General features: G+C 65.8%; 18 protein-coding genes and 1 pseudogene. 11 read left to right on the top strand and 8 right to left on the bottom strand.

Going from position 1 to position 21,349, the window contains the following annotated elements:
• Nucleotides 1–43: 43 nt before the first annotated feature.
• Nucleotides 44–1,540, bottom strand: coding sequence for an alpha/beta hydrolase (locus ACFWO8_RS18925; protein ID WP_378952472.1), 1,497 nt, complete (start codon nt 1,538–1,540; stop codon nt 44–46).
• A gap of 136 nt (nt 1,541–1,676) precedes the next feature.
• Nucleotides 1,677–2,216 (bottom strand): hypothetical protein, encoded by a 540-nt coding sequence (locus ACFWO8_RS18920; protein WP_378952469.1) that lies wholly within the window; start codon nt 2,214–2,216, stop codon nt 1,677–1,679.
• A gap of 200 nt (nt 2,217–2,416) precedes the next feature.
• Between ACFWO8_RS18920 and ACFWO8_RS18915 the strand changes: the two genes are divergently transcribed.
• From ACFWO8_RS18915 to ACFWO8_RS18905, 3 genes are all read left to right on the top strand, one after another.
• Nucleotides 2,417–3,055, top strand: coding sequence for a TetR/AcrR family transcriptional regulator (locus ACFWO8_RS18915; protein WP_378952951.1), 639 nt, complete (start codon nt 2,417–2,419; stop codon nt 3,053–3,055).
• A gap of 291 nt (nt 3,056–3,346) precedes the next feature.
• Entirely contained in the window at nt 3,347–3,829 is a 483-nt protein-coding gene (locus ACFWO8_RS18910; protein WP_378952466.1) for a hypothetical protein, read from the top strand.
• Between the two features lie 234 nt (nt 3,830–4,063).
• Nucleotides 4,064–4,495, top strand: a complete 432-nt coding sequence (locus tag ACFWO8_RS18905) for an STAS domain-containing protein (protein WP_378952463.1) — start codon at nt 4,064–4,066, stop codon at nt 4,493–4,495.
• Here the strand turns inward: ACFWO8_RS18905 and ACFWO8_RS18900 are convergent.
• On the bottom strand, nt 4,492–4,692 hold the full coding sequence (locus tag ACFWO8_RS18900) for a hypothetical protein (protein ID WP_378952460.1): 201 nt from the start codon (nt 4,690–4,692) through the stop codon (nt 4,492–4,494). The genes ACFWO8_RS18905 and ACFWO8_RS18900 overlap by 4 nt on opposite strands.
• A 207-nt stretch (nt 4,693–4,899) precedes the next feature.
• Between ACFWO8_RS18900 and ACFWO8_RS18895 the strand changes: the two genes are divergently transcribed.
• The 8 genes and pseudogenes from ACFWO8_RS18895 (at nt 4,900) to ACFWO8_RS18860 (ending at nt 14,813) form a co-directional block, all read left to right on the top strand.
• Nucleotides 4,900–8,499 (top strand): NACHT domain-containing protein, encoded by a 3,600-nt coding sequence (locus ACFWO8_RS18895; protein WP_378952457.1) that lies wholly within the window; start codon nt 4,900–4,902, stop codon nt 8,497–8,499.
• 425 nt (nt 8,500–8,924) lie between these two features.
• A pseudogene (locus ACFWO8_RS18890) lies at nt 8,925–9,821 on the top strand (tyrosine-type recombinase/integrase); the annotation flags it as partial.
• Between the two features lie 136 nt (nt 9,822–9,957).
• Nucleotides 9,958–10,299: a helix-turn-helix domain-containing protein gene (locus ACFWO8_RS18885; RefSeq protein ID WP_378952454.1), complete on the top strand. Its 342-nt coding sequence runs from the start codon at nt 9,958–9,960 to the stop codon at nt 10,297–10,299.
• Nucleotides 10,300–10,757: 458 nt separating this feature from the next.
• Nucleotides 10,758–11,405 (top strand): hypothetical protein, encoded by a 648-nt coding sequence (locus ACFWO8_RS18880; RefSeq protein WP_378952451.1) that lies wholly within the window; start codon nt 10,758–10,760, stop codon nt 11,403–11,405.
• A 13-nt stretch (nt 11,406–11,418) separates the two neighbouring features.
• Nucleotides 11,419–11,757, top strand: a complete 339-nt coding sequence (locus ACFWO8_RS18875; RefSeq protein WP_378952448.1) for a hypothetical protein — start codon at nt 11,419–11,421, stop codon at nt 11,755–11,757.
• A gap of 129 nt (nt 11,758–11,886) precedes the next feature.
• Nucleotides 11,887–12,786, top strand: a complete 900-nt coding sequence (locus ACFWO8_RS18870; protein ID WP_378952445.1) for a tyrosine-type recombinase/integrase — start codon at nt 11,887–11,889, stop codon at nt 12,784–12,786.
• A gap of 548 nt (nt 12,787–13,334) precedes the next feature.
• The gene (locus tag ACFWO8_RS18865) at nt 13,335–14,303 is read left to right on the top strand and encodes a hypothetical protein (RefSeq protein WP_378952442.1); all 969 of its coding nucleotides are present in this window, start codon (nt 13,335–13,337) and stop codon (nt 14,301–14,303) included.
• A 93-nt stretch (nt 14,304–14,396) separates the two neighbouring features.
• The gene (locus ACFWO8_RS18860; protein WP_378952439.1) at nt 14,397–14,813 is read left to right on the top strand and encodes a hypothetical protein; all 417 of its coding nucleotides are present in this window, start codon (nt 14,397–14,399) and stop codon (nt 14,811–14,813) included.
• Nucleotides 14,814–14,909: 96 nt separating this feature from the next.
• On the opposite strand, the gene ACFWO8_RS18855 is transcribed toward ACFWO8_RS18860, so the two are convergent.
• From ACFWO8_RS18855 to ACFWO8_RS18835, 5 genes are all read right to left on the bottom strand, one after another.
• Nucleotides 14,910–16,343, bottom strand: coding sequence for a cutinase family protein (locus ACFWO8_RS18855; RefSeq protein WP_378952436.1), 1,434 nt, complete (start codon nt 16,341–16,343; stop codon nt 14,910–14,912).
• Between the two features lie 111 nt (nt 16,344–16,454).
• Nucleotides 16,455–17,807, bottom strand: a complete 1,353-nt coding sequence (locus ACFWO8_RS18850; RefSeq protein WP_378952433.1) for a hypothetical protein — start codon at nt 17,805–17,807, stop codon at nt 16,455–16,457.
• Between the two features lie 961 nt (nt 17,808–18,768).
• Nucleotides 18,769–19,089, bottom strand: a complete 321-nt coding sequence (locus tag ACFWO8_RS18845) for a helix-turn-helix domain-containing protein (RefSeq protein WP_378952430.1) — start codon at nt 19,087–19,089, stop codon at nt 18,769–18,771.
• Entirely contained in the window at nt 19,086–20,204 is a 1,119-nt protein-coding gene (locus ACFWO8_RS18840) for a tyrosine-type recombinase/integrase (RefSeq protein ID WP_378952427.1), read from the bottom strand. The genes ACFWO8_RS18845 and ACFWO8_RS18840 overlap by 4 nt, the downstream gene beginning before the upstream one ends.
• A 149-nt stretch (nt 20,205–20,353) precedes the next feature.
• Nucleotides 20,354–21,343, bottom strand: coding sequence for an NlpC/P60 family protein (locus tag ACFWO8_RS18835; protein ID WP_378952424.1), 990 nt, complete (start codon nt 21,341–21,343; stop codon nt 20,354–20,356).
• Nucleotides 21,344–21,349: the final 6 nt, after the last annotated feature.

Raw genomic sequence — 21,349 nt, 5'->3', positions numbered from 1 at the left:
GCGCCCGTTTGCGGTCCGGCGCCGCCAACTCGGGTGGTTTTCTTTATAGGACACAACGTAATTGGTTGTCCGGGATGTTCAGGTTCACGAGGTAGTGCTCGACGATCTCGTTGATGCACGCATTTGCTGCGATGGTGGCGCCGTGTTGTTCGCCGTCGACGGTGAGCAGTCGTGCGCCGAGCATCTCTGACAGTGCCACACCGCCTTCGTGCGGGGTCAGCCCGTCACCGGTGACGGACACCACGAGCGTTTCGGGTAGGCCGGTGAGGTTGTCGCCGTAGGGATAATCCAGTACCTGTTCGTCGGGCCACCCCTCGCATCCGTAATGGGTGTCCACATCGAACCCGGGGTCCATGTACGGGGCAAGAGAATTGACCTCTGCGACGACGGCTGTTGTCTGTTCGGGTGTCGGCCTGATCTCGTCGAGGCAGTTGATGGCGAGGGTCGCTTCCGATGAATTGGTGTACGTGCCGTCGGGTCCGCGCTGCGCCGCGACATCGCGCAGTGCGAGCATCACATCGGCGCGCCCGGCTCGTAGCTCGGCCAGGCCTGTGATGACGCTGTCCCACGCCTGGCTGGAGTACAGGCCGAGTGTGACAGCTTCGATCGCAGCGAAATAGGTCAGTCGACGCCCGCCGGCGGTCGGGGCAGGGGTGTCGAGGAGAGGTCGAAGCAGGCTCTGGAGGGCATCCACCGTTCCCGCCGGATCACTTCCGAGAGGGCAGTTCCCTCGGTCTACGCAGTACCGGGACAGTTCGTCGAACGAGCGCTGTACGCCTGCGAACAGTTGTGTCTGGCGTTCGAGGACATTCTTGCGAGGATCGACCGCCCCGTCGAGGACCATCGCACGGACCCGGCTCGGAAACTGTTGGGCGTAGATCGTCCCCAGGCGCGTTCCGTAACTGGCACCGAGGAACGTCAACTGCTCGTCGCCGAGCACCGCGCGCAGGACATCGAGATCACGTGCCGCGTTCTCGGTGCCCATCTGTCCCAGGACGTCCATTCCGCCGCTTCGTCGAGCGCACTGCTCCAACACCGACCGGGCAGAGTCGGCGGTCCAGGCCAACGCACCAGCGGGGATCCCGGAAACGATCGCGTCGTCGTCACGCTCCTGGTCGGTGTAGCAGTCGATGGCCGGTCGAGAGGTGCCGACTCCGCGGGGATCCATCGACACGATGTCGAACTGTTGGCGCGCTGGGCCGTCCGCCCAGGAGTCGGCGACCGCGGTCACGAAACCCACACTGGGTGCTCCTGGTCCGCCGGGGTTGACCACGACAGATCCGACTCTGTCGGTGCCGGTGGCTCGGATGCGGGAGATTCCGAGTTCGATGGCGGTCCCGTCAGGGCTGGCGTAGTCGAGCGGCACCTCGAGTGTCGCGCATTCGACCCGGTCATCGTCGATGCCTGCGGCGGTCTGGTCGCATGGGGCGAAGTCGAGTGTCTGTGACTCGTAGCGTGCCGGTGCGGGATACGAGGAGTTCGGCTCCTCCGATGAGAGTGTGCCGCAAGAGGTGACAGTCCACAGGGCGGCTGTACTCACTGCGGCGGCTTTCAACAGTGCAGTGCGGCGACGCCGATGACGCCCGTGTCGGTGAATATCGCTGTCTGTCACGAGAGATTCCTATCGAAAGGGTCGGCGTGGAATGGGCGAGCAAGAGTCCCCCGCAGGCCGGTGACTAGTTCGCGAAATTGTCCAGCCAGCTTGTGCGGATGCGCAGAGCGCGTTCGATGCTGCCGAGGAAGGCGGCTACACCGACCGCGATGTTTGCCGCGAGCGGCAGCCGCAGCGGAGACTGCACCCCGCCGACGAGCTCGCGTACCTGCGGAATGCTGGTGATCGGCTCGACCAGCTGTAGTAGCGCGACCATCATCCCGACCAGAACGGCGAGCGTGGCGAGGACGCCGAGGATGCGGCTCAGCTGTGGCCGGTTCTCCTCGAGCCTGGCCCGACGACCTTCGGCGGACGCGGGATCGGGCACCAGCATCGTCTCGTTGCCGTCGGTGTCGACGAAGTGGCAACGCTTGAGCCCGAACCCGCCCATGGCGACTTCGATGGTTCCGTTCTCGACGCAGAACCGGGCGGGCATACGGGCGACAGCATGTTGCAATCCGTTGCGGTACATCCGGGCACGTACTTCCCCGTCTTTGCCGTCGCCGAGCTGTCGGACGTCGACCGTGTACTGGGTGGTGGTGCCGGATTCGGCCGGCACGTCCACAGCGAGCTGGGACCTGCTCAGGACCTGCCACCACCGAAACCGTGTGAGGGCTCGGCCGTCACCGGGTCGAACTCGTCGCTCGGCTCGTCGTTCACGCCAGCTTGTCGCCATGACTACACCCCAAAATTCATTAGTACAGTGTGATAGTGCGTTTTCGACGTTAGCACGCTGTACTAGTACTGTCAGGGTCGGAGGTGACGATGGTGCCACGAAGTGAGCCCAGCACGAGGGATCGCATTTTGATTGCTGCCGCGACGATGGTGTCCGAAGACCCGGGTGCCAGGCTCAGTGTCCGCGCGGTCGCCGCGCGCGCTGGCGTCAGTACCGGTTCGCTGCGGCACTTCTTTCCCACGCAGCGGGCGTTGATAGACGAAGTCGCAGCAGGCATCACCGGTCTCTTCGCGAGTGCGGACGTCATCGAGGACACCACGGTGCCCGCCGAGGATCGGCTGCTGGCGTGCATGCAGCAGGTGCTGGCCGCCACGGGCGCGGGGGAACAAGCGCGACATGCGTGGCGGCATACGCTCGAGACCTACGTCGGCTCGGAGCCCAGTGCTGATGCCATCGACACCTACCTTGCCTTCAGCGCGGCTGGGCTGCGGCGTACCGAGCACTGGCTGGACGTGCTCGAAAGAGAAGGGGTCCTCCCGCCGGGAGACAATGCTCAACGGGCTGCCTACCTCAACGTCGTACTGGACGGTTTGGCCATTGCTCGAGCGTTGCCGACCGACGCCGCGCGAATCCGCTCGGAGACAGACACACTGCGATACGCCATTTCGATGCTTTTCCTACCGCACCCACACCGCAGGGGGGCTTCGGCGTGCGAAGCTGATCTGTAGTCATCGTCCTGAGCGCCACGTTGGTCTGTAGTTGGCCCGTGGTCCAGATCTGAGAAATCCGGCGCTAAGGATTTGCCGCAGATAACGGCCCATTATGTGTGCTCTGTCGCGTATTTCATCTGATGAATGATTCTGGAAGCCAAGAGATTTGGGTGCTGAGCTGCTGGAATTCGCCGTTCCCTGACTTGCGGCGATAGCTCGGGAGGGCTGGTCGCCAATTCTGTGATCAGCGACTTTCCGACTGCCTTATCATCTGATGAATGAATCATTCGACAGATGTTGGGGTGATGGGTGGCGGGATCACGGAAGTTCGAGGTCGCCGGGGCGGCTCATCGGGTCGTGGCGGCCGGAGTGCCGTTGCTGAGTCCGGACGCGCAGATGTTCGACGCGATGTTGGAAGGATGGCGGCAGCAGCAGCTGAGCCGAAATCTCGCCTTCAGCACCGTCGATTCACGATCGGAGATGCTACGACGCTTCCAGGACCACTCCGGTGAGTTCCCGTGGCAGTGGACGCCACAACATCTCGAGGAATGGTCGACCGACCTTCGGGCGGTGCGCGGAGCCGCGTTGTCGACCGTGCGAGTCGAAGAGATCGTCGCCGCCCGCGATGACGCCCTGGCCCAACGCCGCGCCGCGGCCGCCGGCCGCGTCACCTCGCCCGGGCATTCGCGCGCCCCCAAGCCCGGCAAGAACGCCTCCACCGCGCACTCGCATACACCGAGCAGAGCGGTGAGTGAGCGGCGCCAGCTGCACGCGTCGGAGGTCGAGCGCTGACGCGGAACTTCGCCACAATCACCGCGCAGAATCTGCTCCAGGGCTTCCTGTAGTCCAACCCCTGTGAAGCGTCAGCCCCTGTCGGGGTCTATCCGACAGGGGCTGACGCATGTCGAGGGTAGGGGAGACACCGCCGAAACGCTCGGTGTCTCACGCCCATGTGTCCCAGGTTTTGCCCCATGCGCCCGGAATTCGAACAGGACGAGCGTACGGTCATTGCGGGAAGGAGAACTGATGAACGGGACCGATCCCGCCCAGCTGCTCCAGGTCCGCACCGGCACACACGGCCCGATCCCGGTCGTGACCGCGACCGGTGAGGTCGATGTGCTGTCGGCGCCACTGCTCAAACGCGTGATACGTCAAGTCCTGAAAGCGGATCCGCCGGCCGTGGTGGTGGATCTGTCCCGCGTGGCGTTCATGGGATCTGCCGGGCTCGCGGTACAGGCGGCCTGCGCGCAGGAGTGCGCGTCACCGCTACGCGTGGTGGCCGCGCTCGCGGTGCAGCGCCCGATCCTGGTCATCGGAATGCACACCCCTGCTGCAGCTGCACGACACCCTCGACGAAGCGCTCGCCAACGCCACACAGGAGTGAAAAGAGGCTGCTTCGCTGCGGGTTTCGGCGGTCCGCGCGACGGGCGCGCGAGTACCACTGATGGTGCCGGTTAGACACGGCAGAGGGTGGGTGGTTCGTCCGGTGGAATGCGCTCGGGGAGCACGATGACCGTCACATCGCGCGGCTCATCGTTGGCGTGGTCGAGCGCCTGGTCGCCCGCCAGGATGAGCAGGCCGCTGAGGACCCCAGCGAGGATGGCACCGCGCATCGTGGCGGGGTTACGCCAAGGCTGCTTCCGACGTTTCTCCATTTTACTACTCCACATACCTTTTCTCCCTGCTAGTCGTCCTCGGTTGGACGACCAAGAGGAGCTTGGACCTACTCGATTAGCGGCAGGTACAGGTATTGGATCTGGGATCATTCGGCCAAGGAAGCCGAGGCCGGGCGGTCGGCTGTCAGAGCGTTTTGGATCGCCTTTGGATCATCACCGGCCTGCACGGCTGAGGAAGGACATCAGATGGACGAGGCATCAGGCACTCTCTCGGCGAGAGAGGAGTTAGCTAAGAAGCTGGGGGATCTCCAAGTTCGGTTGCCCCGTCAGCAGAAAGATGTGATCGACAAGGCCAACGAGCGCAGGGCGAACTCCGGCAAAGACCGGCTGAACCTCACGACGGTCAATAATTGGTTTCCCAAGTCCAACGGCAAGGCACCGTCGATACCGAATGATTTCGAAGACCTGTGGGCGGTGGTCCACGAGATGCTGGCACGGACCGCCCCGACTCCCGCTTCCTTCGAGCAGCGTCTCGCGGCTACGAAACTTGCCTGGCGACAGCTGCACGACAGGGCGAAAAGACCAATCGGCCTGGACGAGTCGGCGCGCGGTTTCCTTCGGGCCGCCCTCAAGTTCGCGCAGGTACACCCGTACCCACATCTCCCAGTTTCGGTGTACTCGCCGACAGTGAGTCAGGTCTACGTGCGCCAAACCAGCACGCGCGCGGCAGACAAACAGGACGAAGTCCATTGCCGCCCATCGCCGGAGCCCGCCAAGAACCTCTTCCTGGCCCGCGACCGCCTGTGCGTGCTCATCGCCGGTCCGGGGGGCGGCAAGTCCACGCTGCTGCGCACTCGGCTGTCCGAGTCCGCCACGGCATGGCTGGAGAACCCCCACACCATGAACAACAAAGACCCAGCTGTTCCGGTCTGGATCGAGGCACGCGCGCTGGCCGACCCGGATATCTCCGTGCCCACGGCGCTCGCCAAGGCCACCCAAGTACTAAGCGATTATGGGCTGCACCAGGGGTTGGACACGGACCACTTCCTTCGACGGCCCTATGGCCGAGCGTCCTGGCAACTACTGGTCGACGGCCTGGACGAACTCCCCGACGCGGAAACACGGCAGAAGGTGTTGACCAAGCTTCACAACGCCCTCGAGGAGCAGCAGATGTACCGGTGTGTGGTGGCCACCCGTCCCTTGGGCGAGAACGAACTCACGGTGCTCGGTGAGGTGCCGCGCTACGAATTGGACCCTTATACCACCGAGGACCTGCTCACCTACGTCGAAAAGCACTTCAGCACTCCCTCTCTGTCGAAGGAGACCTGGTCGCAGGAGGAGGCCACCCGCCGAGCCCGTGAGTTCACCGCCGCGCTCCGCGACGCCTCCCTGACCGCACTGGCCCGCACCCCGCTGATGGCCTCCCTGCTCTGCCAGCTCTACCTCGCCGAGCCAGAACGTCCGCTGCCCCGCGGCCGGAGCGGGGTGTACGAGGATTTCACCGACCGGCTCTACGAGGTCAACCCGAGCAAGCCTGTCCGTACCAACCATCAGATGGCGATCCAGCGCCTCGTAAAGAACCTCCACAACCCGTCGACGCGTGAGCCTGCTGAGGAGGCCGCACAGCAGGCCCTCGGTCGGCTACCCGAACTGGTCGACCTCCTGGCCTACCAATGTTTCTCAGGAGAGAAGATCTCGGTATCCGCAGCACTGGAATCGGAACCTGTCCCCCGCCCGAACAAAGTGCTCAAAGAGTCCTGGAAGGCGTTCTTGAGCGATATCCTCCAGCACTCCGGTCTGTTGGTCCACGGAGCGGACGGCCTCGAATTCCCCCACCAGACCTTCCTCGAATACCACGCCGCCCGCCACGCCACGCGTGACGCAGAAACGCGCGCCGAACTCCTCGACAAGCTGTTCCCCTCGGATGAGGAGAACATTTGGCCACCGACCGTCGAAGCGTCCTACCTGGGTTTCCTCCTCGATGGCCTCATCGTTCTCGGTGACGACGTCACGGCCAAGACCATCGAAAAACTGCACGTACTCACCAGACAGAGCGAATACAGAGGAGAACGTGCCTGTCGGTTCCTCATCACGCAGGTACGCCTGAGGACCAACTTCGGCCCCGGCCACATCGTCGACTGGCTGACCCGCTTCACCCGCGACACCAGCCTGGACGGCTTCTACCGCCTGCGAGCAGCGGAGGTCCTGGCCGAGGTGGACCAGAAGGCCGGTACAGCCCTCCTGGTCGGCCTTGCCGACGACGACCTCCTGAGCGTTTCCGACCGCGTGCAGGCCGCAGAGTGCCTGTCCCGATGGAACAAGAAGGCTGGCACGACCCGACTGACCGGCTTCGCCGACGACGACCTCTTGAGCGTTTCCGACCGCGTGCAGGCCGCAGAGTGCCTGTCCCGATGGAACCAGAAGGCTGGCACGACCCGACTGACCGGCTTCGCCGACGACGACCTCTTGAGCGTTTCCGGCCGCGTGCAGGCCGCAGAGTGCCTGTCCCGATGGAACCAGAAGGCTGGCACGAACCGACTGACCCGCTTCACCCGCGACACCAGCCTGGACGGCTACTACCGCGTGCAGGCCGCAAAGTACCTGTTCCGGGTCGACCAGAAGGCCGGCACAACCCGATTGATTCACCTCGCCGACAACCGCGACCTGGACGGCTTCTACCGCGTGTTGGCGGCCAAGACCCTGGCCAGAGACGACGAAGAGGCCGGAGATATCGGGGTGAGCCTGTTGGCCGACCTGGCTGCCAACCGCGACTTGGACGGCTTCTACCGCGTACGGGCGGCCAAGATCCTGGCAGGAGGAAGCGCACAGGCAGGGGTGGACGAGAAGAATGGTCATGCCCTACTGGCCAGACTTGCCGCTGATCTCGACGTGGGCGGCTCTTGCCGCGTCAAGGCGGCCTGTGCCCTGGCTGCGGTGGACGGGCCCACGGGTACGACCCTACTGATCAACTTTGCTATCAATCCCAAAGTGGCCGGCTACTCCCGCGTGCAGGCAGCGGAGGGGCTCGCAGCCGAAGTGGACTCGGAGGCTGGTACGGCTCTGCTGTCCGACCTCGCCAACGACCTCGGAAACGACCTCGGACTAGACGGCTACTCCCGGATCCAGGCGGCGCAGGCTCTCAACGATCACGAAGAGGACATGCAAACGGCAATGGACCTGCTGGCCCGCCTCGCCAACGACCTCAACCTCGAGGACCACGCCCGAGTTCAGGCCGCGCAGGTTCCGGCCTGGGACGAATCCTGCGGGAACCTCTCCTGGGTAGAAGGTTGGTCGGCGACGGAGTGGCTGTTCAGCCAGGCCAAAGACACCGGCCTGAGCGTCTCCCATCGCGTGAATGCAGCGTGGACGCTGGCCGGGTGCGGCGACGAGCGGATCATCAGGAACCTACTGGCCGGGCACGGCGTCGACGGCGACGAGGCTAAATCGGATGAAGATCTCGAACCGGCGGAGAAGGATTGGAAGGTCGTCGGGGAGCTGTTGGCGAACCACCACAGCGCCAACGCCCATCCGGACCTCGACAACGCTCACCTGGACGGGTTCTTTCGCGTGCAGGACGCAATGAGCAAGGTCGAGAATGCCGAGGAGGACGAGGATCTCTGGGCAGATGGTGCGGACTGGAAGGTCGGCATGGATCGGCTGGCCGAACTTGCTGACAATCGCAATCTCAGCGCTTTCTCCCGCGTACAGGCGGCGGAGTTCCTGGCCAAAGCGAACGAAGAGGCCGGTAAGGCCCGCCTGGCCAGCTTGGCCTGCGACACCGACCTGGACGACTATTTCCGGGCGAAGGCGGCGTGGGCTCTGGCCGGGTGGGGTGTTGTGGCCTAGCCACTACACGGCACGTGGGGTCCGCGCGGCCGAAAAGTCTCGGTAAGACCGGCTACCGCAGATAATTTTCCGAGTCGGTACCGCCCATGCGGTGCATTCGCCCAGGTCGGCACCCGAGTTGCCGCAGATAATGGGCCCTTTATCTGTGCTCTGTCGCGTATTTCATCTGATGAATGATTCTGGAAGCCAAGAGATTTGGGTGCTGAGCTGCTGGAATTCGCCGTTCCCTGACTTGCGGCGATAGCTCGGGAGGGCTGGTCGCCAATTCTGTGATCAGCGACTTTCCGACTGCCTTATCGTCTGATGAATGAATCATTCGACAGATGTTGGGGTGATGGGTGGCGGGATCACGGAAGTTCGAGGTCGCCGGGGCGGCTCATCGGGTCGTGGCGGCCGGAGTGCCGTTGCTGAGTCCGGACGCGCAGATGTTCGACGCGATGTTGGAAGGATGGCGGCAGCAGCAGCTGAGCCGAAATCTCGCCTTCAGCACCGTCGATTCACGATCGGAGATGCTACGACGCTTCCAGGACCACTGCGGCGAGTTCCCGTGGCAGTGGACGCCACAACATCTCGAGGAATGGTCGACCGACCTTCGGGCGGTGCGTGGGGCCGCGTTGTCGACCGTGCGGTCCTACCAGCTGGCGATTCGCGCGTTCCTCGCCTACGTCTGTGAACCGCTCTACGGCTGGGATATCGAGTGTGAGAAGCGATTTGGGACTCATCCAGTTCAGATCAGCCACGACTGGAACAGTGCCAAACACGTCCTGGACGTTGAGGGACGCCCGCAACGGCGGGCGTTGACACGGCCGGAGTTGCAGCAGCTGTTCGACGCGGCCGATGAGATGGTGGAGGAGATCCGACGGCACGGCCGCAAGGGCGCGGTCGCGGCGTTCCGCGACGCGGCAATGTTGAAGACCGCCTACGCTTTCGGGCTTCGCCGTCGTGAACTGGTGCGGTTGGAAGCACACGATTTCGGTCGCAACCCCAAAGCGTCGGAGTTCGGAGATTTCGGTGTCTGCTACGTCCGTTTCGGCAAGGGAAGCCAAGGCAGCGGTCCGAAGCGGCGCAGCGTGCTCACCGTGATGCCCTGGTCGGTCGACGTGCTCACCGAATGGGTGCACGACATCTGGCCGCACTGCCGACGCGACGGCAGCGCGGCATTGTGGCCGTCCGAACGATCGGAGCGGATGAGCGAAACCCGGTTCAACGCGGTATTCGTCAAGCTCCGAGACCGAGTGGGCCTGCCCGAGGAATTAGGCCCGCACTGCCTGCGCCACAGCTACATCACGCATTTGATCGAGGATGGGTTCGATCCGCTGTTCGTCCAACAGCAGGTCGGACACGAGCACGGCAGCACGCTGTCGGTCTACACCTCGGTCTCCTCCGACTCAAGACGACGGTGCTGCGGGCCGCCCTCGACAGGGTCATCGAGCAGGCCCGCAACGAAAAGGAGCGACGATGACGAAGAAGATGAGCTACCGCTGGCTGCTGCGCGAACGGATGGCAGAGCAAGGCATGTGGAAGACCACCGAACTCGTGCCTCTGCTGGCCGACCGCGGTATTCATCTGTCCAACGTGCAGATCTACCGGCTCGTGTCGGGCACCCCCGAGCGCCTGTCCATGCCGATCCTGGTCGCGCTATGCGACATTCTGTCCTGCACACCCAACGACCTGATCGCCCCACAGGTCGAAACCATCAAGGCACGCAAGGCGGTTGGGGAGAACCTCGCCGAGGACGTGGTCGACCTCAACCGGATCGGACGACCGCGGCGGGCCCGCATCACCCCAGATTCCCAATGAGCCCCGAACCCAGCCTCTGCGCGCGCTGCGACCGGCCGCGCCGACGCTCAGTCCTATGGCCCGACGGCATCATCTGCCCCAGCTGCCATAGAGCGGCCTACCGCCGCATCGGCATCTGCGGTGCCTGCGGACATCGCCGTGTCCTTCCCGGTCAGCGCAGCACAGATCTGCTTTGCGCGCCATGCTTCGGCATCCCCGGATTTGTTTGCGCCACTTGCAGTGCCGACGACGAGGCCCTCTGGGGAGTCTGGGAATGCGCACGTTGCGCGCTCCGACGCCGGGTGATCGCGCTACTGGGCGATGGCACCGGCAATCCGCCGACCTTCTTGAAACCACTGGTCGACGCATTGTGTTCAGGGAAGAACCCGGGCAGCGCCGAACAGTGGCTCCGCAACCCCGGCGTCGGGGATCGGCTGCGAGCGCTCGCGGCCGGCGACTGCCGTTGACTCACGACGCATTTGCCTCCCTCCCTCCCACGCTCGGGCGGCGTCACCTACCTGCGCGAACTTCTGATGACGACCGGACTACTGCCCCAACGCAATCCCGACCTGCTCAAATTCGATGAATGGACCACCGGCTTACTCGATCAAATCGTCGCGACCGACGACCGCCAGGCACTGGCCACCTACATCAAATGGCACCACCGCCACCGAATCCTGCGACAACTCGACAACGGCACCCCGCGTGCATCGGCCTGGAACACCGCCCGCCAACAAGCAAGGGTCGCAATGGATTTCCTCAACTGGTTGAGAGCGCGAGGAACAAACCTGGGAGAATGCACACAGCACGACATCGACGACTGGTTCGCCGACGGCCCGAAAACCCGCCTGACGGCCCGCATCTTCATGACCTTCGCCATCCGGCGACGGCTCTGCCCGAAGCTCCACATCCCCAGCCCGCCAAGAGTGATCACACCCGAGGCACAGCCCCAGGCCGAGCGAATTGCGCTGGTCCGCCGACTGTTCACCGACGGCTCGCTGGCACCCATCGATCGTGTCGCGGGCTTGTTGGTCCTGCTCTACGCCCAGCCAGCAACTCGCATCACCCAGATCAAGGTCGAGGACGTGACCACCCGCGACGATCAAGTCGCACCTGCGGATCGCTGAGGAAGACCTGCTGATGCCAGAGCCGTTGGACCGCCTCATCACAGACCTGATCACCCAGCGCCGCAACATGGGAACCGCCGCCAACCCCACCTCACCTTGGCTGCTCCCCGGGCAGCGACCGAACCGACCGATCACGACGAGCCAACTCCGGAACCGCCTTCGCAGGATCGGCGTCACCGGCACCAGCCGGGTCGCGGCCTTCAACGAACTCCTGCGCGACATCCCCGCACCAGTCCTAGCCGACCTGGTCGGCTGCCACCCGCGATTCGCCGCAGAACGCGCTTCCGCCCTCGCGACCGACTGGGCCAACTACGCCGCCATCCGTGCACGCCCGTCACCCGCGAATGCGTGAGATTCAGGGGCATACGAGCACGCCGAGTATGGGATGGCACCGGCCGGATCATGAGATTCGGCCTGCGCGAACACCGCGCGGACGACGCACGAAGCGCACCTGTTATCTGTGGCAAACAGGAGGATCGGCATGGCGAGCACAGTTCACCGCCTCCGCACCAGTGGGGGAATCACCGTCGTGGATGCCGCTAGCGCCTTCCTCGACTCGGTCCGATCCCCGAACACCCGCCGGGCATACACCACCGCAGTGGTCAAAACCGCCAACCACTTCATCGGCACCGACCCCGTGACGACGTTGCCGAACTTCGGCCGCCCGCTCGCCGAGGTCGCCGACACCGAGATCGGCGACGCGCTCGAAACTCTGTGGGGCGAGGCCGCGGTCAACACCTGGAACGCGCGCCGCGCCGCCGTGCTTGCCTGGCTGGCCTGGTGTCGCGAACACGGCCACGCCGGACCGACCGTTCCGGCCGCGGTGAAGCGAAGCACCCCACCCGACTCCGAAACCCCGGTGCGGTCGCGCACCGCGATCGACCGACTGATCTCCCAGCGCGGCGTCCATATTCGGGAGAAGACGCTGTGGCGGATGCTGTATGAAACCTTCGCCCGCATCGACGAGCTGCTGCAGATCAACATCGAAGACCTCGACTTGGCTGGGCGCTGCTGCCCGGTGAAATCCAAAGGCGCCAAGCCACGCACACGCCGCCGCGGCACGACCCACGCCGACTACGTCCACGAACTCGTCTACTGGGACGCCAGCACCGCCCGGCTGTTGCCGCGCCTGATCCGCACCCGCGGTCCGCTGTTCGTCACCCATCGCCGACCGGGACCCGGCAAGTACGTCGACGACCGCGACGTACGTCCCGACACCGGGCTGGCGCGGTTGTCCTACGAGCAAGCCCGCTCGCTACTGGACGCAGCGACCGCCACGGCCGGTCCCGGAACAGGTTGGGATCCACACGAACTACGACATTCTTCGCTGACCCACCTCGGGGAAGCAGGCGCCAGCCTGGTCGAGTTGATGGCCAAATAGCGGCGTCGGAAGCCGGAGAACCTGCGCCGATACTTCAAACCCTCACCGCAGGCGATGCGGGATGTGACCGCCCTACTCGGGCCAGGCGCGGACCGTCGATAACCCGGCCCGAGAAGGATCTTCGCCGACATCTTCCAGCAGCTTCTCGGACTTCGGATCTGCCCAGGTCAGACGGGTGCGAGCCCGGTCCTAGCTGCTGACATTTCGTGCGGCATGCCGCTGACCTGCAGTGCGGTATGCCCAGGTCAAGCCACTGACATCAACGCGCGGCCTCTCAGCGAGGTCGGCGCGAGTGGCTCTCGCGCTGCCACAACAATTGCCTGCGAGTCGAATTCCTCTCGTGCCGTTGGCATTCCAGAAATGGAAGAGAGGAATTCGGGACCGGAATTTTGTTTTCACGTTCCGCTTGACATCGGACACCGTATCGAGCGTCCATGGAACCCGGAACGCCGCCGCCCCCCGGGGAATTCGCCCCGACCGGAATGGCATTCCGTCCAGGCCGGGACACCACGAATTCACCGAAACCCACTGTTGGAAGGAATCCCGCCATGTCCAAAAGGAAGAACACCGCGAACGCGCCCACGGCACCGGCAGCACCCGTCCCCGAAACCGCCGCACCGGCCCCGGAATACGGTTCGACGGTGGTGCCCGTGCTGCGCAAACCGGCCACCCGGGCGTTGTGGGCGGCGTTGGGCACCAACCCCGGCAGCACCACCGCCGCGCTGGCCGACACGGCGGGGATCGCGGTGTCGACGGCCCGCCGTCTGCTGACGGGGTGGGAATCGGCCCTTGCGGTGCGGTCCTACACCGACCCGGAAACGCCCCGGGCCGCAAAAGCCTGGTTCATCGCCGGATCGGCCGCGCCCGAACCCGTCGCCGAACCGGCCGGACCCGTAGCCGCCGAACCGGAACCGGCCACCCCGGAACCGGCCACCCCGGAACCGGCCACCCCGGAACCGGCCACCCCGGAACCGGCCACCCCGGAACCGGCCGCGCCCGAACCCGCCGCCGCCGAACCGGTCAACCCGCAACCCGGCCCGGCAGTACCCGCCGCGCCGGAACCGCTGGCCCCGGAACCTGACTCGGCGGAGCCTGCCCCGCCGGAACCCGCTGCGCCGGAACCCGCCGCGCCGGAACCTGTTTCGCTCGACCCGGCCGACCCCGACGAGGAGGCGGCACCGGCCGACCCCGTGCCAGACAGCGCACCGAAACCGGCGGCAGCTGCCCCCACGGGCGACGATCCCGCCGAACCGGCCCCGGTGGCACCGACACTGCCCGCCGAACCGGTAGCGGCCGACGCGGAGTCGACGGTGTATCGGTTGCCCGCCGGTGCGCTGCGGGGACAGGTCGAGGACTACCTGCGCGACAACCCAGGAGAGGAGTTCACCCCACACCAGATAGGCAAGGCCCTCGAACGGTCCAGCGGCGCGGTCCACAACGCCCTGGTCAAGCTGACCAAGGACGAGACCGCTCGCCAGACCAGCACGGCCCCTAAGAAATTCACCCTCGCGTCCTGACAAATGGGGCGATGCCGGAATCCCCGGAGGACCTAACTCCGGGGAGTCCGACACCGCGCCTCTCAATGTATCTGCTGAGAAAGGTGCTCGACTATGTACGTCACTCCCACCCCCGCCATCCTGGCCTCATCCCTGTACCGGGTGTTCGCCAACTCCAGACAGGCCCCCGATAGCCTCGCGCTGTGGCGCGACATCGCGGCCGAGGCTGTGCGTGAGCTCAGCATGCCGGTGCAACCCGCTCTGGTGCCGGGGGTGCCGGTGGTTCTGCGTTACCGGCTCTACCGGACCGAGGGCGACTTCTTCCCGTTCACTGGTTCGGTGCGGATCCTGTCGGGGCCGTTGGTCGGCAACACCTTCGCCGATGCCGACAGCGCCGCGCGGGCGGTTGTCGAGGTGACCCCGGCCCCGGTGTCGGACGTGATGCGGAATGTGTTGCCGTTGTGGCGGTTGCGCACTACTGGTTCCCCGGGCGCGTTCACACCGCGCGCCGTGCCGCCCCTGATCTCCTGATCCTGGCTACCGACTGAGACGGCCGATGGTGCCGAGCAATTCGCTCGGCACCATCGGCCGTCTCGCTGTGCGTTGTGGGTGACTGTGTGGCGGTGGCTATTTCGTACGGTCGATGGACCCGGCGATCCAGTCGGTCAGCGCGGGCGCGGCGGCGTCGTAGCCGGTGGCGTCGAACAAGGCCGTGTCGCCGTCCTGGGGGGCGGTGCCGGTACCGGTAGTGATGTCCGCCCCGGTGGTCGTGGCGGTGTTGTAGGTCTGGGTGAGCGCGGGGAACGTGGTGCCGGTGAACGCGCTGGCGGTGGCCGAGAGGAGATCGGCCGCGATCGGTGCCAGCCCGGTCAGCGCCAGGAAGGCGGTGACGGGGTCGCCTTTGGCGAGGGTTTCGGCGGCGGTCCAGGCGATCTCTTGGGCTTGGCCGATGTCGGTGGCGATGCGGGAGATGTCGAGTCCGGCCAGGACACCGACGATCTCGGCGGCGATCGTTGCCGCGCCGGTGGTGTCCAAGGGGGCGGCCAGTTTCAGTGCGCGGGCGACCAGGCGCAGGTCGAGTCCGGCGGCCATCTGCACGAGCGGGCTGAACTGGTTGTTGAGGTCGCCGGAGACTCGGTGCAGGCCAGGCACATCCGCTGCGGTGAGCAGGCCCGGCAGTTGGGCGAGGTCGTTGACGATGGCGGGCACGTTCGCGGTGAAGCTCGCGAGCCCGTTGAGGACGGTGACCACTTGGGCGAGAACCTGTGACGCGCTGAGCTGCCCGGTCGAGGTCGTCGTAGTCGGCGCACTCGTCGTGATGGTGGGGACCTTCGCTGAGGTCGTGGTCGTGGGGGAGGCGGTGGTGGTCGGGGCCGGAGTGGAGGTGGCCGAGGTAGCGGCGAGTGCACGGTTCACCGCGGCGAGGACCGGCGAGGACTCGGCGGTGGTCGAGCAGTAGCTGTCGCCTTCGAGGCAGAGCGTGCGGACCCGCTCGGTCAGCTCGCCGAAGCTCTGCGATCGCGAGCTGGTGACGCCTTGCCCGGAGACCGGGGTGCCGAGTTGGGTGGTGGTGGGGTTGCGGCGCGGGTCGGAGACGAGCGCGACGGCCACGATTCGGGAGGCTGGGATCGGGCCTTTGTTGTTGCCGATGCTGGTGGCGAGGTCGCCGGTGACCTCGGCGCCCTGGCCGTAGCCGGCCACAACGACTCGCGTTTCCGAGCACAGCCCCGAGACCGCCGCGGTGAGTTCTGCTCCGCTCACCGAACCGGCACCGCTCGTCGTCGTGGCGAGCGTGCGGACCTCAATATCGCTGCCGTAGCGGGCGGTAAGTGATTGCCCGAGCTGGGTGAGGATCTCGGGCATGGTCTGCCCGCTGGTGGTGGGGGTTGTCTCGTAGGTGCCCGGTGTCAGCAGCGCGGTCCAGCGCGGGCACTGCGCGCCGTTGCGGCCGGGTGTGGGTTCTGCGGCGGCGACACCGGCTGTCACGGTGGTCGCGGCGACGGCCGCGCACAGTGCCAGGTGTGCGGCGCAACGGGTGGTTCGAGTGTGGTTGTGGTGCATGAGTGTTCTCCGTCCGTGCAGGGGTGATCAGGAGGTGGCGCGGGAGTCGTCGTGGGCGGGAACTGGTGAAGTGCGAATATTGAGAAGCTGTCGTATTCCTCCGTTCAGAAGTCAGCTCGGACGTGCTTCGATGCCTTGGGTGTCATCCGCTGGGTTAGTGCGGGCGGCGACGTATGCGCTCCATTCGTTTTGGGCGTAGTTGGACCACGCGAGAGCGGTGTCGATGTGGAGGTCGAGGAGCTCGGCCAGGACCGCGGCGGGGATTTCGCTCGCGAGGTGAGCCAGAGCAGCGCTGCGAGCGCGTCGGAGGTGGACGTGGAGGTGGTTGCGTAGTCCGCGATAAAGGCTGTCGCGGGCGTGTTGTCCTGGGGATCCGCCGGGGAAAAGCCATTTCTTGTTGTTGGGGTAGTCGCGGTTGACCGCGGCGATGACGGTCGGGTGCTCACGTTGGGTGAGCACCAAAGTCGCGACGGCGGGTGGGAGTCGGAGTTGGTGGCGGCCGTAGTGCAGCCAGACCCGCTGGCGGGTGTCGATGTGGATGTGGTGGTGTTGCAGGGCGGCGACTTTGCTGAGTGGGAGCCCATAGAGCAGGACGAGCGCGCCGGCTGCGCGGACGGCGGTGGGCAGGGTGTCCTCGTGGAGGCAGCGGCGGAGCTGATGCCAGCGTTCGTCTTCGGTGATCGGTGCGAGTGTGGTGCGCGGGCGCTTTTTGGGGATGGCGATGCCGTCGACCAGTCGTCGGTGACGTGCCCAGTTCAGGAATTCCCGTGCGGGATAGGTGGATTCGGGCCTTCCGGTCAGTAGCCAGGTGTCGATGTGGTCTTGGCGGACGTCGTGAAGCTCGAGGTGTTGCTCGTCGATCCAGACCAGCAGCCGTCGTGCGGCGAGTATCCGGGTGCGTGCCCAGCTGTTCGCGCCGGAGGTGAATGGTCTTGTGGTGGTGCGGTGTCGGGCGCGTCGTAGCACCGTCCAGGTGGTGTAGGTGCGTAACAGGTGGGCGCGGGTGGCGGGTTCGTCGGTGAGGAGCCGGTCGAGCCAGGGCACGAGTCGTTCCAAGTACTCGACTCGGTCGCGTAACATGCCGGTGTGGACGAGGGTTTGACGCAGGTGGTGCAGCGCGGGTCCGGGTGGGAGTTGGTCGAGCAGGTTGTGGGTGATCGGTTCGTCGGTGCTGGTCAGGTGTTCGAGCATGCGGGTGGCTGATCCGCCGGGGCGCAGCCACCGCAGGATGGCTGCCGGGGACTCGGAATCGGTCAGTGCGGTGGACAACGGGAGCAACTCGGCGGGGATGGTGCCGTCGATCCCGAGGATCTCGTGTAGACGGTCACGGACGTGGCAGCGCAGGCAGCGCCCACTGGTGTGGAAGAAGCCGGACTCGCCGCAGCGTTGGCAGCTGTAGGCGCGGTCGGGTTGTCCGGCGCAGGGGCCGCAGATCGGCTTTCCGGTCGTGTTGGTGCCGATCAACGGCCGGGTGGCGCCGCACTCTGTGCAGGTTTGTGGGTGGTGGCGGATCCACTTGTAGCAGGCACCGCAGATGTCGCCGATGGGCCAGCGGGTCAGGATCGCCGTGATGTGTTTGCAGTTGACGCAACGGCGTCGAGGCCGTGGCCAGCAGCCTGCGCAGGTCGGCTCGCCTGCTCGGGCAGAGCATCGTTTGGTCGGTCGCTCTCGCCCGCAGCGGGTGCAGATGCCGGTGCGGCCTCGGTAGCACCCGCCGCAAAGGGCGGGTCGGGTTGGGGTGCGGCGGGTTTTCAACGGTCCGACTCGCCCGCAGGCGTCGCAGCGCTGGTCGGGAGAGCGGTAGCAGCGGTCGCAGACAGGGCCCTGCGGGCTGCGATGTGCGGGCACGCGCTGTTGGCCGCAGCCCCAGCAGCGTTCGGGTGGGCGTTGTTTGTTGTAGCAACTCCGGCAGAGCGCGGTTCCGTCGGCGGCATGCGCGGTGATCGACGTGACCGTGCCGCAGCGTCCGCAGGCCCGATGGTTGCCGGGATCGCGAACTCGGCATGTCTGGCAGAGTGGTGTTCCCTGGTTGTCGCGGGTCGAGATCGGGCGGCGTCGCCCGCAGCGCCCGCATGGTTGGGCCGTCTCGAGATCTATGCAGGGTGCGCAGATCCGTCCTCCTTCAACGGCTTTGGGGAGCCGTCTGGCAGGGCGTCGGCACCAATGGCATGTCGGTAGCATCGCTGCGGCACCGGCGTCGGCGAGCACGGTGATGAATGTCGCGACCACGGGTGTGACGTCGGAGTCCCCGGAGGTCAGCGCTGCGGGATGGCGTTCCAGGTGTTTGCGCAGGATCGCCAGAGCGCGTGTGCTTTTCGCGGCCGAAGCCACCGCAGCCCGTGCTGCAGTGGCGCTGAGCATGGGGAACGCGCCGCGGACGTGCGCGACGAGCCAGTCGGTCGAGTCCGGGCCGGCCACGGCGGGCTCACAGTCCGTCCGGTCGACGGATCGTGGTGCGGCGCGGCTTCGCCGCGGTGCCGGTGCCGGTTCCGGTTTTGCGGACCTGGGTGGGCTCGGTGGTGATCTCGATGAGATCGTTCGGGGTGGCGTCGAGGATGTCGCACAACGCGGCGAGGGTGTCCATCGACAGCCGTTGCGGGGGTTGGGTGACCATCCGGTAGACCTGTTCGCGGGAGAGGTGGATGCCGCGCTCGGCGAGCAGCGGCACCAGATCCGAGGTCTGGAACAAGCCCCGTTCGGCCATTCTGGCTCGTAGGTGCCATCGGTAGCCCATTGTGCGAGTCATGTTGTCTCCGTCCATAATTCGGTATGCTGGCGCAGGGATTGCTCCAGCAGGCGGTTGCGGAATTCATCCGATACCGAGGTGTAGAGCGCGGTCGTGGAGCCCCAGGCGTGCCCGACTTGCTGTTGCACCATCAGCGCCGGATATCCGAACTCGAGTAGGTGGGTGACGTAGGAGTGGCGTAGCGCGTGCACGTCGGCCTCGGGCGGCAGACCGGCCTCGGCACGGATGTCGCAGAAGGCGTCGTTGACCGATCGCACCGAGATCCGGCCGCGGCGCTCGGTCACCCACAACGCTGGATGCGCGCCCGGGTTGAACATCGGGCGGATCTGCTCGCACCACTCGGTGAGCACGTCCACGATCCAGTCCATCTCCGGCACGGTCAGTACGGTGCGGCGTTTGGGTGGGCTGCCGCGCGAGGCTTTGCCGTAGCGGACCTGCACCGATCCGAACAACCCGTAACTCGGGGCACGCGGGTTACGGCGAAAGTCCGCGACATCCAGACACGCCGCCTCCCGGCGGCGGAGGCCGAAGGCGTAGATCGTTTTCAACATCGCGGCCTCGCGCCACGCGGCCAGCGCACCTTTGCGGCCCCGTGCGCGGATGGCCTCCACGCGGGCGTCGGCCGCGTCGAATAACGCTTGTACCTCGTCGTAGGTCAACGCCCGCCGGGCGGGACGGCCCTCGTAGTCGACCTTGTGGGTGACGGTGTTCCACTCGTGGGCGATCTGGATCGGTGCTTGCCCGAACCTGGTGTCGCATTCGGTCGACCAGCCGTAGCGGGTATCGGTGAGGAACTCGCAGAACATCCGCAACGCACCGTGATACGAGCGGATCGTCGACTGCGCCGCCGGGCGCTCGCGAGAGAGAAGGTCGGTGGTGAACGCTTCCAGCTCACCCGGAATCCATTGCCACGGATACTGATTGGTGAACTCGGCGAACCTCCGTATCAGCCGCAGCCGGGGCTCGATGGTGTCGTCGTTCAAGAACCGGCTCTTCTGCTGACGCCGCCAGCCCTCCAGCATCGCGTCGAATACCGCTGTTTCCGGATCCAGGTACCGCACACCGGATTCCAGTACCAGGTGCATCGCGCCGGGTAGATCGATCTGTCGCGCCACCGTCACCTCCGGTTGTATCGGATGCAACATCGTTGTAGCTGGCACCGTAACCGCAGGTCCGCGACACGCCAACCCGTCACTGCGCGACTCGCCAAAACCGTTCCGACGTGGGAAGATCGGGTAGTCGCGCAACGTGTCCAATGTTGCATTCACTGCGATAAATCCTGTTTTGTGGGTCGGGTGGCGGTGTAGTAGTCGTCACCTCCCCAGCGGTAGGGCGAGACCTGGACCGGCTCGTTGAAGGTGGGGGCGTGCACCATCTGGCCGCCGCCGAGATAGATGCCGACGTGATGGACGTCCCCAGAGGTGCTGTAGAAGAGCAGGTCTCCGGGCGCGAGCTGGTCCTCGGAAACCGTTGTGCCGGTGTGGACCTGGTCGTAGGTGGTGCGGGGTATCGAGATACCGGCGGCGCGGTAGGCGGCCTGGGTGAGTCCGGAACAGTCCCAGCCGCCGTTCACGTCGGGCCCGTTGCCGCCCCACACATACGGGAGGCCGAGCTGGGCGCAGGCGAAGGAGATCACCTGCGCAGCAGTGGGATTCGGTGGCGAGGCGCTCTGGCAGTCGCCGCCGGAGGTGTCGGTGGCGCGGTAGCGGGCGGCTTGGTCGACGACTTGGTTGACGTACCAGTCGGCGTGGTTGTACGCGAAGATCGCGCTGTACATGTCCTCGGGTGCGCCGGAGTCGCACAGGTAGAACGCGGCAGCGTGGATCGCATCGGAGGGGTTGTAGCGCGAGGGCGGGCTCGCACCACCAGCGGGCAGAGGATGGCGGCCGACGACGGAGTCGAAGGTCGGGGCCAGGAACTGCATCGGCCCGCCCGCCCCGGAGCTGTTCTCGCCCGAGGACACTCCCGGCAGCGTGGAGCGGGCGTGGTCGGTTTCGATCTTGCCGATCGCGGCGAGTACCGACCAGTCCAGCCCGGGGCAGTCCCCGGCAGCGGCCTGATACAGCACGAGCATCTCGCCCGGGATCTCTTGTTGGGCTTCGGCACTCGGGGACGACCCGGTGCCGGTCGAGGTCCCCGGGGCGGGCGCGGTGAGCGCGTGATCGAACACGACGACGGTGGTGACAACGGCCGCGATGACGACGGTGAGGAACACGAACCCCGCGAATCCCGCTGCGAGTGCCTTGACCAGCATTGCTGC

The organism is Nocardia sp. NPDC058480 (assembly GCF_042720495.1).
Classification (GTDB): domain Bacteria; phylum Actinomycetota; class Actinomycetes; order Mycobacteriales; family Mycobacteriaceae; genus Nocardia.
The sequence above is the reverse complement of the archived record's forward strand: the minus strand, read 5'-3'. Positions and strand labels throughout refer to the sequence as shown.